At 38.0% G+C, this 16,067-nt stretch carries 15 protein-coding genes and 1 riboswitch; of the genes, 4 read left to right on the top strand and 11 right to left on the bottom strand.

Features of this window, described 5'->3' with window-relative positions:
- Positions 1-59 precede the first annotated feature (59 nt).
- The 8 genes from sat to ACHABU_RS09920 all read right to left on the bottom strand — a co-directional run bounded on the left by sat (position 60) and on the right by ACHABU_RS09920 (position 9,903).
- Positions 60-1,238 carry a sulfate adenylyltransferase gene (sat, locus tag ACHABU_RS09885; protein ID WP_435764668.1) on the bottom strand — a complete coding sequence of 393 codons (1,179 nt, stop codon included), beginning with the start codon at positions 1,236-1,238 and terminating at the stop codon, positions 60-62.
- A 26-nt stretch (positions 1,239-1,264) separates the two neighbouring features.
- A complete protein-coding gene (locus ACHABU_RS09890) occupies positions 1,265-1,894 on the bottom strand; it encodes an NAD(P)-binding protein (RefSeq protein ID WP_435764669.1) in 630 nt (209 codons plus the stop codon).
- Between the two features lie 51 nt (positions 1,895-1,945).
- Positions 1,946-2,674 (bottom strand): sirohydrochlorin chelatase, encoded by a 729-nt coding sequence (locus ACHABU_RS09895; protein WP_435764670.1) that lies wholly within the window; start codon positions 2,672-2,674, stop codon positions 1,946-1,948.
- 18 nt (positions 2,675-2,692) lie between these two features.
- Entirely contained in the window at positions 2,693-3,469 is a 777-nt protein-coding gene (gene cobA / locus ACHABU_RS09900) for a uroporphyrinogen-III C-methyltransferase (RefSeq protein WP_435764671.1), read from the bottom strand.
- A 29-nt stretch (positions 3,470-3,498) separates the two neighbouring features.
- Complete coding sequence (gene cysI / locus ACHABU_RS09905; RefSeq protein WP_435764672.1) at positions 3,499-5,226, bottom strand: assimilatory sulfite reductase (NADPH) hemoprotein subunit; 1,728 nt, start codon at positions 5,224-5,226, stop codon at positions 3,499-3,501.
- A gap of 34 nt (positions 5,227-5,260) precedes the next feature.
- Positions 5,261-7,096 (bottom strand): assimilatory sulfite reductase (NADPH) flavoprotein subunit, encoded by a 1,836-nt coding sequence (locus tag ACHABU_RS09910; protein ID WP_435764673.1) that lies wholly within the window; start codon positions 7,094-7,096, stop codon positions 5,261-5,263.
- Positions 7,097-7,243: 147 nt separating this feature from the next.
- Positions 7,244-7,963, bottom strand: coding sequence for a phosphoadenylyl-sulfate reductase (locus ACHABU_RS09915; RefSeq protein ID WP_435764674.1), 720 nt, complete (start codon positions 7,961-7,963; stop codon positions 7,244-7,246).
- Between the two features lie 111 nt (positions 7,964-8,074).
- A riboswitch (SAM riboswitch) is annotated at positions 8,075-8,178 on the bottom strand.
- Between the two features lie 114 nt (positions 8,179-8,292).
- Positions 8,293-9,903: a M20/M25/M40 family metallo-hydrolase gene (locus tag ACHABU_RS09920; protein WP_435764675.1), complete on the bottom strand. Its 1,611-nt coding sequence runs from the start codon at positions 9,901-9,903 to the stop codon at positions 8,293-8,295.
- A 226-nt stretch (positions 9,904-10,129) separates the two neighbouring features.
- Between ACHABU_RS09920 and ACHABU_RS09925 the strand changes: the two genes are divergently transcribed.
- Complete coding sequence (locus ACHABU_RS09925; protein ID WP_435764676.1) at positions 10,130-10,705, top strand: sigma-70 family RNA polymerase sigma factor; 576 nt, start codon at positions 10,130-10,132, stop codon at positions 10,703-10,705.
- A gap of 67 nt (positions 10,706-10,772) precedes the next feature.
- On the opposite strand, the gene ACHABU_RS09930 is transcribed toward ACHABU_RS09925, so the two are convergent.
- On the bottom strand, positions 10,773-11,633 hold the full coding sequence (locus ACHABU_RS09930; protein ID WP_435764677.1) for a DUF421 domain-containing protein: 861 nt from the start codon (positions 11,631-11,633) through the stop codon (positions 10,773-10,775).
- 93 nt (positions 11,634-11,726) lie between these two features.
- On the opposite strand from ACHABU_RS09930, the gene ACHABU_RS09935 reads away from it, so the two are divergent.
- A complete protein-coding gene (locus ACHABU_RS09935; RefSeq protein WP_435764678.1) occupies positions 11,727-12,065 on the top strand; it encodes a DUF4363 family protein in 339 nt (112 codons plus the stop codon).
- Positions 12,066-12,184: 119 nt separating this feature from the next.
- On the opposite strand, the gene ACHABU_RS09940 is transcribed toward ACHABU_RS09935, so the two are convergent.
- Entirely contained in the window at positions 12,185-12,691 is a 507-nt protein-coding gene (locus ACHABU_RS09940) for a hypothetical protein (protein ID WP_435764679.1), read from the bottom strand.
- Positions 12,692-13,012: 321 nt separating this feature from the next.
- Between ACHABU_RS09940 and ACHABU_RS09945 the strand changes: the two genes are divergently transcribed.
- Positions 13,013-13,933, top strand: coding sequence for an ABC transporter ATP-binding protein (locus ACHABU_RS09945; RefSeq protein ID WP_435764680.1), 921 nt, complete (start codon positions 13,013-13,015; stop codon positions 13,931-13,933).
- The gene (locus tag ACHABU_RS09950) at positions 13,926-14,879 is read left to right on the top strand and encodes an ABC transporter permease (protein ID WP_435764681.1); all 954 of its coding nucleotides are present in this window, start codon (positions 13,926-13,928) and stop codon (positions 14,877-14,879) included. The genes ACHABU_RS09945 and ACHABU_RS09950 overlap by 8 nt, the downstream gene beginning before the upstream one ends.
- A gap of 82 nt (positions 14,880-14,961) precedes the next feature.
- On the opposite strand, the gene ACHABU_RS09955 is transcribed toward ACHABU_RS09950, so the two are convergent.
- A complete protein-coding gene (locus tag ACHABU_RS09955) occupies positions 14,962-15,978 on the bottom strand; it encodes a proline dehydrogenase family protein (RefSeq protein ID WP_435764682.1) in 1,017 nt (338 codons plus the stop codon).
- Positions 15,979-16,067: the final 89 nt, after the last annotated feature.

Below are 16,067 nucleotides of genomic sequence, written 5' to 3' on the forward strand. Positions count from 1 at the left end.
GTGAAAATGGCCAACGAATTTCTTGGTCCTTTTACCTTCCTCTTGAACTACACCTTTAGTTAATTTTGTTTCATTCCTTTAATAAGCACTGCTGCAACTTCCGGACGGGAAAATTCTTTAGGAAGTTCCTCTCCATTACGAAGCTTTTCACGTACTTTCGTACCACTGAGATGAACATGGGATTCTTTACCATGTGGGCATGTTTTTTCCGTACCCATGTTTTCGCATGTTGTACAATAAAATGCATGCTCAAATTTGAAAATTTGAATACCGAGTTCTTCTTCAAATTCTGTTATTAATTCCTGTGCTTCATAGGTGCCATAGTAATCACCTACACCTGCATGGTCTCTGCCGACAATAAAATGTGTGCAGCCATAATTTTTACGGACAATGGCGTGCAGGATTGCCTCTTTCGGCCCAGCATAACGCATTGCTGCAGGATAAACGACAAGCCGAGTACGATTTACAGGATAATAGTTCTTTAAAATAACCTGATAGCTTTCCATTCGAATTTCAGCTGATATATCATCCGACTTCGTTTCGCCTACCAATGGATTCAACAATAATCCGTCTACGGACTCGAGTGCACACTTTTGAATATATTCATGGGCGCGGTGGACAGGATTGCGTGTCTGAAAACCAACAACGGTTTTCCATCCGAGATCAGCAAATAATTTCCTTGTCTCAGATGGATCAAAATAAAAATCTTCAAAATTACCATGACTTGGTCGATTCAACAAATAAATCGGTCCAGCCAGATACACTTCTCCTCTTTCATAAAGCTTCTTTACACCAGGATGAGCGGGGTCAGTTGTACCATATACAAGACTGGCTTCCTTTTCTTTGTTATATGTATACTTTTCATCCAATTCAAGTACACCATAGAAAACATCATCTTCTCCAATAAGTGCAATCGTTGAACCAACTTCATAAGAATCTGCTTGATCCTCAGTTACTGGAAGCGTAATGGGGATACTCCAAATGGTCCCATCTTCCAGGCGAGTTTCTTCAATAACACGTGTATAATCTGCCTGCCCCATAAATCCAGTTAACGGGCTAAATCCACCGATTGCAATCAGTTCCAAATCAGATAAGCTCCAGGCATCTAATTGGAGAGATTGCAATGAATTGAATTTATTTAAATAGGATTGCTTCTGTGCACCAATTAATTCCCTATTTACAAGCTTACCACCGTGTGGCAAGATCGTTTCTGGTTGCTTTTGTTTAGTCACTGCCATCGTTTAAAACCTCCATATAAATATAGTTATCCCATTATCTCGTTTTTGGGCAATTTCCCGAACCAATTCATTGCTTTCATCTGTTTGTTTTTATCTAGAAAGCTATCGGAAAGAAGTTCTTTTAATAGTAGCTTTTGATGCATTTTATCAAAAGTAGATTTTTTAATAAGTTGCCGACTTTCAAACAAAAAGTCCAGATAATCTTCATACTTCTCACTATATAAAGTTTGAAGCTCTCTTTTTATTTTGGTAGAAAGCTGTGGACTTGCTCCGTTGGTTGAGATACCAATAGTTAACTTACCCCGTCTAAAGAAGGAAGGAAATTCTACATTTCCTTTGTCTGCTTCTGCTACAGCATTTATCAGGGAATTCGGAGGTGAGGCCACTATAACAGATTGATTCACAATCGAGTCATTTGTAGCGACGACGATTAGAAATGCTCCGTCAACATCATGGGATTCAAAATATTTTTTCTCCCACTTTAAATTCCCTTTTTCCCATTGCAAACGAATTCCTTCTTCGATCACCGGACTGATTACGGTTATGGAAGCTCCACCCTGCAATAGAGAATGGATTCTTCGCTCCGCTACATGACCGCCTCCGACAATAACAACATTTCGTTCACGTAATTCAACCATAAGAGGTACTGCTGTCATATTGAACATTCCTTTACTTGAGAAAAAATACTCTATCTTAGATTTTTATTGTTAGTTAATAGATTCATAGACACGTTCTTTTAGTGCAGTTTTCATCGCAGGATGATCACCAAGTTGCCGGCAGAGGACGAAACCTTTTTCCGTCTCATTCAACTCATTTACTTTATTTTCCAGAGAATGCATGAGTACCCCTGTGAACCAAAGATAAGGTACGATGAAAACCTGTGATCGCTTTTCTCTTAAAGAAGAATGTATCCCTTGTTCAAAAGAAGGCTCACATGCAGCCAGAAAACAACTATCTACCGGAATATTTATTAATGCTTGTAATTTATTCGCTACATTTTCGATATCTATCTTTGTTTGAGGATTCCGGCTACCACGACCAACAAGCAGTATTTTTGCATCTGGATTGATTGGAATATTAGTCTCCTCAATTCGTTCTCCCAAAATAGTAGTAAATCGATCCTGTACTCCTAGTGGTTGACCATAGGTGAACGTAACTCCAGGATATTTCAGTTTAGAACGGTTCACTTCTTCAGGGATGTCCTTGAAGTAATGCCCTGCACTTAGTAGCAGGACAGGTACAATGGATATCCTGGTAGCTCCTTGCTTTACCAGACGGTCAATACCTTGTGAGACATCTGGCTCAGCAAGTTCCAGAAAACAAATCTCCTGGAGGGGAACGTTGACCAGTTCCTTTACAGATGTAATACAGGCAATTGCCTCGGTTGTCGCTTCCCTTATGCGGCTTCCATGACTAACATATAGAATTCCTTGCAACTCTTCTCCCCTCCTTATTCAACCTAAAATAGCCTCAGCTGTGAGCGCATTTTCTATAGAATCCGTTTCAAACCATTTAATTTGATCTCTAAGGCGGACGACCTCACCGATAATAATCATAGACGGATTCTTGAATGTATGGGATTTATTTAAAATATTCGCCAATGTTCCAGTAACCGTTTGCTGTTTCTCTGTTGTACCCCAATGAATCAAGGCTATTGGAGTATCTGGATGACGACCATATCGGATAAGTCTTTCGCAAATATTAGGAAGGTTTTTTACTCCCATATAAATGCATAGCGTATCAGAGCCTTGTGCAAGATTTTCCCAGTATTTTTCATAGGACTCACCACTTTTACTAACTCCCGAGACAAAAGATACCGAAGAGCTGTAATCCCGATGAGTTAATGGAATGCCTGCATAAGCGGGAGCTGCAGAACCAGAAGTGATTCCCGGGACAATTTCATAGAAGATGCCGTTTTTCTTGAGTAATTCAGCTTCCTCGCCACCTCTACCAAAAATAAATGGGTCTCCGCCTTTTAGTCGTGTAACCACTTTCCCTTGGTTCGCAAATTTACAGAGTAAGAAATTTATTTCGTCTTGCGTAAGCGAATGATGATCGGGACTTTTTCCACAATAAATCAAGTCTGCTTTATCTGAAGCATAACTCAGTAATTCTTCATTAACTAAACGGTCATATAAAATAACATCTGCTTTCTGAATCGTTTTCATACCTTTAACCGTAATCAAGTCTGGATCACCTGGACCAGCACCTACTAAATAAACTTTCCCCATTCTTTCACTTCCTCTCTGTAGTCCCAACCTTAACTTTTGGCACTACTTGCTGTATGAAAATCTAGTCCTGAAAGCACTTCTTCAACATATCCAGCACGAACTACAAAGTCACCGAAATGTTCTCCTTGCTGCCGCTCCTTCGCAAACCGCAAAAAGATGGGACGCAGGGCGTTCAGAATCTCTTCTTCTCCGATATTTTCAAGATAGAGTTTGTTCAAACGACTTCCATTGAATGCACCACCAAGGTACATATTGTATTTACCTGGGGCTTTTCCAATAAAGGCAATCTCGGCCAAAGCGGGACGGGAACACCCATTAGGACAACCCGACATGCGGATGACAATCTCTTCTTCAGTTAACCCAGCCTCATCTAGGATGACATCCATCTTATCCAACAAAGCAGGAAGATACCGTTCCGATTCTGCCATAGCTAGCCCACAAGTTGGAAATGCAACACATGCCATGGAGTTTCTTCTCAAACCAGAATAATGCTTTCCTTCTGTAAGCTTGTATTTCTCAACCAATTCATTGATCTGTTTCTTATTTTTGCTCGTAACATTTGCGATAATCAGATTCTGATTCGGGGTGAGTCGAAAATCTCCCTTATGTACCTTAGCGATTTCACGTAAACCAGTGCGAAGAGAATAGTCTTCAAAGTCTTTAATTCGACCGTTTTGAATAAAGAGAGTCAAATGCCATTTGCCTTCTCCCTTCACCCAACCATAACGATCACCATTCGACTCAAAATGATACGAACGGGGCTCATCAAGATCCCATTCTAATCTTTCATTCAATTCATCTTTGAACCAATCAATCCCTCTAGCATCTATCGTATATTTGAAACGCGCATTCTTTCTGTTTGAACGGTTACCAAAGTCCCGCTGAATAGTAACGACCTTTTCTGCTACCTCAGTTATTTTTTCCGGTGTACAGAATCCAATCACACGGGAAACTTGTGGATATGTTTTTGTATCACCATGTGTCATTCCCATGCCACCGCCAACAGCTACATTAAATCCTATTAGTTTTTCATCTTCCAAGATCGCTATAAACCCAAGATCCTGTGAGAAAATATCTACGTCATTGGATGGCGGAACCGCGATGCCAATTTTGAATTTACGTGGTAAATAGGTATCTCCATAAATGGGTTCATTTTCTTCACGGCTATCGATCACTTTTTTATCATCCAGCCAGATTTCATGATATGCATTCGTTTCAGGTAATAAGTGATCACTCAGTTTCTTGGAACATTCATAAACCTCAGCGTGAACTTCTGATTGCTCAGGATTAACATTACACATTACATTCCGGTTGATATCACCACAAGCAGCAATCGTCGTCATCAAAGCCTCATTCATTTCCTGCATTGTTTTCTTGAGATTCCATTTCAGTATTCCGTGCATTTGAAATGTCTGCCTCGTAGTGAGTCGCAATGATTCATTTCCATATTTATGTGCAAGATCATCCATTTTCAGCCACTGTTCTGGTGTCGATACGCCACCTGGCAAACGCACACGAATCATGAATTGGTAAGCAGGTTCAAGCTTCTTACGACGCCGTTCATCCCTTTGATCCCTATCATCCTGCTGGTAACTACCATGAAACTTTAATAGCTTATTATCGGTTTCTGAAATAGCTCCTGTAATCCTGTCCTCGAGTCCTTCTGCAATTGTTCCACGTAGGTAATTGCTGTCCTTCTTAATGTGTTCCGTTTCATCTAACGGTCCAACTTGCTCTGGAATTTTATTTTTATCCATGCCTTTATTCTCCTTTCCGTATACCTTCTTATTGTTAATATACGTCACGTTGATAGCGTTTCTGTTTGCGCATGTCACTCAAGAATGCTTCTGCTTCTTCATGGCTGAAGCCGCCCTCTTGTTCGATAATTGTGGTTAGTGTAGCATGCACATCATTAGCCATATGTTGTTCGTCACCACATACATAAACATGTGCTCCTTCATCCAGCCATTGATAGATTTCCTTGCTCTTTTCAAGCATCCGGTGCTGAACATATACCTTCTCTGCTGTATCACGGGAGAAAGCCACATCCATTTTCGTAAGTACACCTTCATTGAGCCAGTTCTGCCATTCCGTCTGATAAAGAAAATCTGATTCAAAGTGCTGGTCACCGAAGAATAACCATGTTTTCACCTTAATATCTTCCTCTTCTAGTTCTTCTAAGTAAGATCGATATGGAGCCACACCAGTGCCAGGTCCAATCATGATTACAGGTGTTTCTGTATCAAATGGAAATTTAAAATTAGGGTTAGGGTGGACATATACTGGCATAAGTTCTCCTGGTTGAATACGTTCCGCAATCTGCTCAGTGCATACACCCGCCCGATCACGTCCATGCGCATGATATCTTACTGTTCCTACTGTTAGTTGCACCTCATCTGGATTCGCTTTATAACTACTTGCTATCGAATATAGTCGAGCTGGAATCTTTCTCAGAATCTGAATAAATTCACTAGGTGCAAACGTTTTTGGTGGATAGTCCTTTACCAAATCGAGTAAATCTCTCCCATCGATATAAGCCTTTCGCGCCTCTTCCTGTCCTGATTGTACAAGTACATGTAACGCTTCATTATCGAAAAGCACTGCCGCTTGCTCCAGTAATGGCTTCGTAAGTCTAGTAATCTCGAAATTAGAAAGCAATGCTTCTCTTAACGAACGGATTTCTCCCTGTTTGTTCACTTGAACGGTCTCATCCGGATTCCAGTTCATTTCCTTAATTAACTGGTCTACAAGTTCAGGATTATTTTGCGGTAATATTCCAAGGCTGTCCCCGGGTTCAAATACCAGATTCGATCCTTCAAGAGATAACTCAAGATGACGATTTTCTTTGTTTGATCCTTGCCCACTCAAATTTAAATTATCTAAGATTTCAGCCATATATGGGTTGGTCCTTGTAAAGACCTGTCGTTCCTCCAAAATAGTTCCAGCAGCTTCCTGTACTGCAAGGGAGGATTCACTTTCTTGTGCCTCATATAATACTCCTAAGACGCCCTCTGTCCATTCTGATGCAGGTTCATCAAAATCCAAGTCACAATCGACCCTTGGATACAGTCTTTCTCCTCCAAGTTCCTCTAGACGCTTATCGAAATCCTTGCCAGTCTGACAAAAAAATTCATAGGACTGGTCTCCGAGGGATAATACGGAAAAGCGAACGTCCGTAAGTTTAGGTGCTTTTCTACTATGAAGAAATTCATAAAAAGAAATCGCATTATCTGGTGGTTCCCCTTCTCCATGGGTAGCAGATATAATCAGTAAATCCTCAACTTTTTTTAGATCCTTTGTTTTAAAATCATCTAATGCAGCTATTTTCACCTTTAAATTTTTCTCTTCCAATTTCCGAATTGCTTCTTCAGCAAGTCTTTGGCCACTACCCGTTTCAGATCCATAAAGCACCGTCACTTCCCTGGAAGCAATCTGAACAGCAGGTGGAGATGCTACCGCAATACCATTGGAAGCAGTCTCTCCATTTGGTATCGATTCCGTTACCTGTGTAGCTGCAAGATATCCACCAAGCCAATTTCTTTGTGCTTCTGTTAACGTTGGCAACAGGACATTCAGATTTTCTGTTTGCTCTTGACTAAAAGGACTATTCATTACATTTAACTGCAAAGCTTTTCACCCCATATAAATTTCATTTTTTCCATCCTAACTGTATAACTATTATTTTAGGTACAAAGTATTGTATCCTAAGTTGTTTACTTGGTTTTAAATATAAAAATTTTTCTTCTAAAAAAAGGAAGCTAATTAATCGATTTTTCAGCTTGTATGAAGGCCACATTCCGTTTTATTGAATCCTGACCATCTTCCTGCACGCGAATCCGTAGAATCCGTTACTTTTGATGTACATGGGATACAACCAATACTAGGATAACCTTGATCGTGCAATTCATTATATGGCAGGTTATTTTCCTTGATATAATCCCATACGTCATCCCAGGTCCAATGGATTAACGGGCAAACTTTAATCGATTTAAATTTTTCATCTTTATTAACAAAATCAGTTTTGCTCCTTGATGGCGATTGTTCTCTTCGTAATCCGGAAATCCAAGCAGGTGCCCCACTTAGCGCTTCTTCAAGAGGCTTTATTTTTCGAATGTAACAACATTGATCAGGCTGGCGTTTCCACAGTGCCGAACCATGCTGATTAGCCTGTTCTTCCACTGTCAGGTCAGGTTTTTTTAGTTGAATGCGAAGTTCAGGATACTTTTCCTTTGCTTTATCAATTAAGTCATAGGTTTCCTGAAAATGAAGATCTGTATCCAAAAATACAATTTCAGCATCCTTTTGTACTTTGGAAATTAAATCAACTAATACTACTCCTTCCGCACCAAAACTGCAGGCATAAACAATATCGTCACCGTATGTTTCGTATGCCCATTGGAGAATTTTTGAAGCACCTTTTGTTTGGTCTGTCGGAATCCAGTCTTTATACGGGTCACCAGTAAAATCACTGTACGTAACCGAATAGTTATTCATACTTCATCCCTCCAAGAAAAATAGTTATCGGTTAAATAAAAATAAATCCTCGTTCTATATTATAAGAAGAGGATTTGCTAACTTTACCTTTTAACAGGCTCGTTTTTTCTCTTCTTATCTTTCAGGTAATTCACCTGAAGGAATTGGCACAGTATTAAATCGAACCTGTTGCCGAGGTTTCATAGGGCCCTTCCCTCCACCTCTCGGGATAAGAAATATTAATACAAGTAATTTGATATGAATTATTTGTATTGTATCTTTTAAAAACATGAAAGTCAACAGTTATTTTGTAAAAAATTAATTAATTATAAATATTTAACTAAATTATTTTAGTTTGCATTACTAATCATATGAATCAATTCTTCCATGATAATTGGATATTCTTCAAAGGCATTTTTGATATTCAGACGCTCTGTTCGTTTATGCGCATCGTGTCCATATGGTCCCACGTTTATAACAGGTGCATTTAGCTTCTGCATTTCTTTAAATGGTAAAATATAGCTGTCACCCCAGACCGGTGTGTTTTCTTCAAATGCATTCCAGCCTTCTGCAGTGCCGGAATAACTTACATAGCTGAGATCACATATCCCATTTAAGTAATGAATCCGTTTAATAGGCAAGTTAAATTTTTCTTGTGCAATTTTTGTTACAAACGAAGTACACGCTTCGATTAGTTCATTTCCAGTGGAGTTGACAGCCGGATAGTATGGCGGTGCCAGCAATACAATAATTGCCGGGGCAAGTTCCTGGCATTGAATCATTAGTTTATCGGTAATGCGTAGCGACTTTTCCCGATCATCCCAAGCTTCATTGTAATGAATATCTGCTTTAACATCATTTACATATTCCTTACCCAGTTTATTGGTAGCATAGGTTACTAAATCTTTATAACGAATCACTTTTACTTTTCCAATTGGTTCAACATGATGCCTCTTGCAAATTCGTTCATAGGCTTCATTACACTTTTCTGCAGCCGTTTGCGCTACCTTCTCAAACAAATCAAAGGCCTCTGACGCGCTCCGCTTCATAAGAAATATATTATACAAGGCAGACGAACGGTACGGAGTCTGTGTAGAATAATGCAACCGCAAATCCGTTTGCTGCAAGGTTACAGGAAGTGGTGTCGTCTCCCCGAGAACGGTTTCCTCAAATAAATCATTCCACTCCATCTCTCTTGTCATGAAAGAAGAAATATAAGGGGAAGTCATCCCACTGAGTGGCTCACCTGCATGTGTTTCTTTTCCATAAAATAAAGAAGCAGCGAGTAATTTTCCAATGGATCCTGTGTACATATAATGGGATATATCTGTGGGATCCTGACGAAAAGTAGGTTCACTGTTTAAAAATATTTTATATGTGAATTGATGTTTTTCCTGAAGTTTATCCAGAATAGGAACAGCAAAACGCATTCCCGCTGAGTTTACTTCTTCGTCAGGAACGGTTAACAACAGTAGATTAATTGGCCATTTTTCCACACTTGCTTTTTCAATGAGACTCATATGCATGACAAGCCCCATCTTCATATCCATTGTGCCACGTCCAAATAGAAATTCTCCTGATTCCAAATCTTTTCGTACTTCTTCTTGAAACTCATCCTGTCTCTCCAATAATACTTTCGTAAGTTCCTCTGGTTGCGTAGCCAAAGGTTCCAAAACGCCATATTCTTCTGTATTCACCGTATCAAAATGACTTATTAGACAAATTGTCTCTTTTGCATCGGGGTGTTTATATAATGCCGTTAAAAATTTACGTCTCAAATCAGCAGCATGTGTGGAAAGATAATCCGGGAACTGCTGGAAATACTCCAAGTTCTGAAGCTTGGCACGTAATTTCGCAGGAAATTGTCTCTCCCCTTCTGATAATGTCATACTTTTCCAGCTTACAATTTCATCCAACAAGGTCCGAAGCTTGTCCGGGCGATCCCATCTTAATTCTGCCATATAAATATCCCCCTTTTACAGTTCTCTCTAAGAAGTCGATATTTATTAATTATAACAATAAATATTCTGAATATAAATATATTTTTATGAAGAGCGAAATCTTCTATTATCCAGAAAATAAACTTTTTAATTTTTTTACCCCCTAATACCAACTTTTTTCGATTATTAATATAGAAGAATGCTTTGTTCTGGAAAAATTAATTTTAAGAAAATGGAGATGAGCTAAATGAAGGATAATCAAAAATTTACGTTTGAAGAGGTTTTCAGTCAAAACGAAAAAAGAATACACTATTATATCAATCGCCTTCAGATTCGTGATACTAATGAAGACTTCTATGAAGAAGGACTTTTTGCATTGTGGAAAGCCTATGAAACATACGAGCCGGACAAAGGACCCATGGCAACTTATTTTAATTATTCAATCAAAAACCGATTAATCGATCGAATCCGTAAAGAAAATAATGCGCTAGAAAAGATGGATCATTTTATACGTAATAATAAATATCTTTATGATGATGGTAACTATGCATGTGGATTAGACTCCAATACTTCTATTAAAAATAATAGGGAATTCTTTTCAGCCAATGATCAGTTGTGGGAGCGGTTGAAGAAGCATCTATCTGTGAATCAATGGAAATGGGTTAAATACTATATCATAGAAGATCTTTCTGTTAAGAAAATTGCTGTTCAAGAAAACACATCGACCGAAGCAGTTAAAAGCTGGGGAAAAGAAGTTAGAAAAAAATTAAGAGATAGGGCATTTCGGGAGAAGATCGGCTGGCATATTGATGACAAAAATTGACTTTTGTTAACTGGATTTAAGCATAAATCAAGGAATAACCTTTAGAAGATTAGCAATTCCAAGGCCCTTACTTCAAATAAGGCAATATCGAATCAAGCGTTTTTTGGAGTTCGGTTGCGTGTTTGGCATATAACTGTTTAGCTTCTGGATTATCTGTCTGCAAGGCAAAGTTCTCCATATCTGCTTGTATCTTTTTAAGCGTTGCTGCAAGTAGGGGGCGTTCATTAGGTAGATGCGGTTTCTTCTTACCTTCATATAAATCCACAAAAAGATTGCCACGCGAATCGATTTGAGCTAGAAAAACATTTCTAATATCTTCTGCTCCCTGTTTTTGCACCTCGCCTGATAACCATTCTTTCGAATAACCTAATTTTTCAAGGCTATTTTCAAGTAGCTGTCCATCCATAATCAGGATGCTTGGTCCATGTTCCTGTTCTAATGTAAGACCTAATACGTGCGGCGTTACTGGCTGTTGCTCTGTCTTGAGCATAACACTTAGCTCTCCATTTGTTTCCAATACAGCCATTTCAACATCGGAAAATTTAAAGATTCCCTTCTCTCTTAACAATAGAATTAATTCATTAATTGTCAAAAGATTCTTTTTCAAATCTTTCTCTAGAACTTCACCGTTTTGAATGACAATTGTTGCCTTCCCATCCGTTAAATTAGAAAACATCCGTGACTTCAATCCTGCATATGCGAGGATAATTGGAAAGAGTCCCCAAATAAATAATGACATCAGTCCATTCGAGATTTTAACGTTTTGGTCTACTGACATCGTTGCAGCTATTGAACCGATAGTAATTCCAACACAATAATCAAAAAAAGTAAGCTGTGAAATCTGTTTCTTTCCCATGATCCGTGCCATAACCAACAATAAAAGAAATGAACTTACCGAGCGAATAAGAATTAAAACAAGTTCTGGCACGACACAATCACCTTCCGATTTTTGATATGTAAACTTTTTATATTATAGGACAATCTAGGTATATCCATGCATTTATACAAGGAGATCGGAAAAATGATTAAAAAAGCCAGTATTTATATGATAGTGATACTCCTACTTTCAGGTTGTAGCAACAAAGTCGGTGGTGATTACTTCTTTAACCATATCGATGAAATGGAACAAGCCTTGAGTCAGCCAGAATGGACCGTTATTACACAACAAGCGGAAGAGTTAAAATATATGTATAAAGATAACAAATGGAAGCTACAGCTTATTGGCGATGAAGGTGAGTATGAGTCATTAGATGAAAGTATCGGTAAACTGATTGAAGCAATTAAAGAAGAAGATATCCTAAATGTTCGAATGGAATTAGCAACTATTAAATCATATTTGAATGGAATTTATTCACTATAGTTAGGACACGACAAAAGGCCCAGCAAACCTAATCTATAAGAGCCTACGAAATAAATAAAAAAACTGTTCCATAAGCCTGTACAGGTTTATGGAACAGTTTTAAACAGATAGAGAGATATTTAGTTAACTGGATTCTTTGTAAAGGTATGGTCTGTTGTTAATCCTGATTTACTCCGATTACCGGATGATGTGTTAAACTTTACATCGTCTTTTGCGGACAGTAATTCATCTTTTGCGTCTACTGCTTTATCTTTCACATCCATTACGTCCCCTTGTGCATCCTTCACGGAGGACATAATTTCTTTCGATTCATCCGCTACATTTTTTGATGTCTGTTTGATATCTTTTACTTGAGTATCCAATATGGCCTGGATTTTGTTAATTGCTTCTTTGGAAATATCGGTTGCATTTTGAACTCGGGTAATAAGTGCTGCTCTTGTACCGTTTGGATCTTCTTTAATTGTTGTAGCATACTTGCCAACGGAATCCTTCATTGTTTTGGACGTATCCTTTACTTTCGTACGTGCATTGCTATTAAGAAGAACGAGTGAAGAAGCTCCTGCAACTACTCCTGCAACGATTAATCCTGTTTTGGCTTTCTTTTGTTTTTCTACTGTTGTATTCAATGAAAAAACTCCTCTCAATAATATAATTGTTTTGTGTATTAATGGTTAATTTCCCGTTATGAAGTAAAATAAACATAAATTAAAAAAGAGCTGACGTATTCTTATCAGCTCACATGACAACTATTTAATTCCCCAAACAGCAGCTCTCGACTGCGTTCCTTACATCATATGTTCCGGAATCCCTATTTGAGCAGGCTACTTATGAAACTCATACCCCGTAGCCATGGACATTTCTTTAATATAATTAATTTAAAATATATGAAACATTTCCATTTTGAGTCCGTATGAATGAATAGAGTCTTAGGAATGGAGGTATTTTACATGTCAGAAACAGCGATGGAACTGATAGATGTCAAAAAAAGGATTGGAAAAAAGGAAATTATTAAAGGGTTGTCTTTCACTATCAACAAAGGAGAAGTATTTGGCCTAATCGGACCAAATGGTGCAGGTAAAACAACGACAATACGGATGATGGTTGGATTAATGAAACTCTCTGAAGGCGATGTTCAAATACTTGGTAAAAGTATAAAGACGAACTATAAAGAAGCGGTTCGGGAAGTCGGGGCGATTGTTGAGAATCCGGAAATGTATCCGTTTATGACAGGAGCACAGAATTTAGCTCATTATGTACGCATGATACCAGGAATAACAAAGGAACGTATCAACGAAGTAGTTGCCATTGTAGGTCTTGAAAAAGCAATGAAGGAAAAGGTTGGCAGATATTCTTTAGGAATGCGCCAACGTCTTGGCATTGCCCAGGCCTTATTACATAATCCATCTGTATTAATTTTGGATGAGCCAACAAACGGACTGGATCCAGCAGGCATCAGAGAAATCCGCATGTACATTCGCAAACTGGCAATAGAAGAAAATGTGGCCATTATCATATCTAGCCATTTATTATCTGAAATAGAACTGATGTGTGACCGAATTGGAGTGATTAAAAACGGTGAGCTAGTTGCGATTCAGCAAGTTAATGATAAAACGGAGAAAGATAACTTAAAACAAGTTCAAATCGAAGTCACACCAATTGATCAAGCTATTGCACTATTAAAGAAGCACCATGAAATTGATGCAGTCCAGGATAATAAGCAGTTGACCTTCCAAAGTGAAAAGGAAAAAATTCCTGAACTAATTCAAACGTTAGTAAAAAATGAGGTTGCAGTTTACCAAGTAGGGGTAACCAAGTCTACACTAGAAGATAAATTTTTTGATTTGATTGGAGAGAATACGATTGAGTAATTTTTTTAACCTTGTTTATAATGAACTGACTAAAATTTATATTCAAAAATCAACATGGTTCATGTACATTATCCTTGCTGTAATCATTTTAGGACTTGGTATCATAGCTAACATCTATGGAGAATTCGATGAAGCATATGAACAGGAAAATTGGCGGGAAGCATTACAAGAAGAAAATGAAGTATTAACAAAAGAAATGGAAAAGGAAGAGTTTCTGCAAGTTATTAACTCCAGTTTCATTGAAACGAATAATTATTACTTGGAAAATGATATTCAACCTGCAGGCTATGGTGCTTGGCAGTATGTAATGGAAAATGAGATGTTATTATCCATCGTTAGTCTACTTACGATTATTGTCGCTGCTGGTATTGTAGCAAACGAATTTAGATGGGGGACCATCAAACTTTTACTTATTCGTCCCATTTCCCGGACAAAAATATTAGCTTCAAAGTATGCAGCAGTTCTATGTTTCTCTTTATTTACCCTTTTATTCGTATTGCTGTTTTCATGGATTGTTGGTGCCATTTTCTTTGGAGTCGAAGGATTAAATCCGTATATCGTACTGGAAAAGAGTACTGGTTTGGAATACGTATCGGTAATTGGTGAAATTGTTTCCGGCTATGGATTTCAGCTCGTAACCCTTGTCATGATGGCTACATTCGCCTTTATGATCTCCTCTGTATTTCGAAACAGTGCACTCGCAATCGGTACGGCTATTTTCCTAATGTTGGTCGGAAATCAAATCGTTTTCTTTTTCATGGAGCGGTCATGGGCAAAATATATTCTTTTTGCAAACACAAATTTGAACCAATATACAAGTGGAAATACACCATTAATTGAAGAAATGACGTTGGGCTTTTCTGTTACAGTTTTAATTGTTTACTATGCTGTATTTTTACTACTTTCCTGGTTATTTTTTACAAAGAGAGACGTAGCGGGTCAATAAAATCTCCCATTCCAAATTAAAAAGCGACTTCTGCTTCAACAGGTGTCGCTTTATTTTTTTGTCGAGAGAATAATCACACTGGTCAGCTTATTACTTTGTCCTTTTTATTACGCTTTTTCTTCCATACCAATACAGAAGTAACTGCAAGTGTTCCTAAAATAATCGGTTCCTTTTTAATCTTGTTATTTTTACCATAGATAATATCTTTAACAACGAGATTCATATTTTGTGGACGTTCTGCTAGCCGTCGCATGAAATAACCGAACCAGTCGTCACCAAAAGGAATATAGGTACAGAAGTTATACCCTTCTTCAACCAGTTCATCGTGCATTTCTGTCCGAAAACCATAAAGCATTTGGAATTCAAACTTATCTTTGCTAAAATTATTCTCCTTCACAAAGCCTTTTAGTTCCTCAATGATATTGTGATCATGAGTAGCAATGGAAGTGAAAGCATCTCCAAGCAATCGTTTTTTAGCTAGTTTGATAAAATTACGATCAATCTCTTCTTTGGAATAGAAAGCCACTTCATCACTTTCTTTATATGCACCTTTTACTAGACGCAGTCTGACATCTTTAAGTTGTTCAAGATCATTTTCAGCTCGATATAGATAGGACTGGATGACGGTCCCCACATTTTTGTATTCATTACGTAGCGTTTTTAGAATTTCTAGCGTCTTCGAATAATGAATATATTTTTCCATATCAATATTGATAAATATATGATAAGCACTCGCAGCATCCAAAATCTCTTTCATATTACCAATACAAAACTCTTGATCGATATCCAAACCAAGCTGTGTCAACTTCACGGATACATGACAATCGAGATTCTCTTCGTTAATTTTTTCTAAAATCCGAATGATCTCTGTTTTTGCCAAGCTTGCTTCCGATTTATCGGATACGAATTCCCCAAGGTTATCAAGGGTTCCACTAATCCCCCTGCTGTTCAGCTCTTTGAGCGTATCAATCACATTATCCATATTTGTACCGGCAACGAACTTTTCAGCACCAAGACGGAATCCCCATTTTTTTGCATTTGCATTTAGTAATTTATTATTTGATAAACCGATAAAGAAATCTTTTGTTAGACTTGTCATGTCAGTTTCTCCTTTAAAATGCGACTTATCTTACGCGTTATTAATCACATTTCTTAAATGAATAGCAGTGAACTTTATGCGGCAAGCAA

The sequence above is a fragment of the Oceanobacillus sp. CF4.6 genome (genome assembly GCF_051262635.1).
Taxonomy (GTDB): Bacteria; Bacillota; Bacilli; order Bacillales; family Amphibacillaceae; genus Oceanobacillus.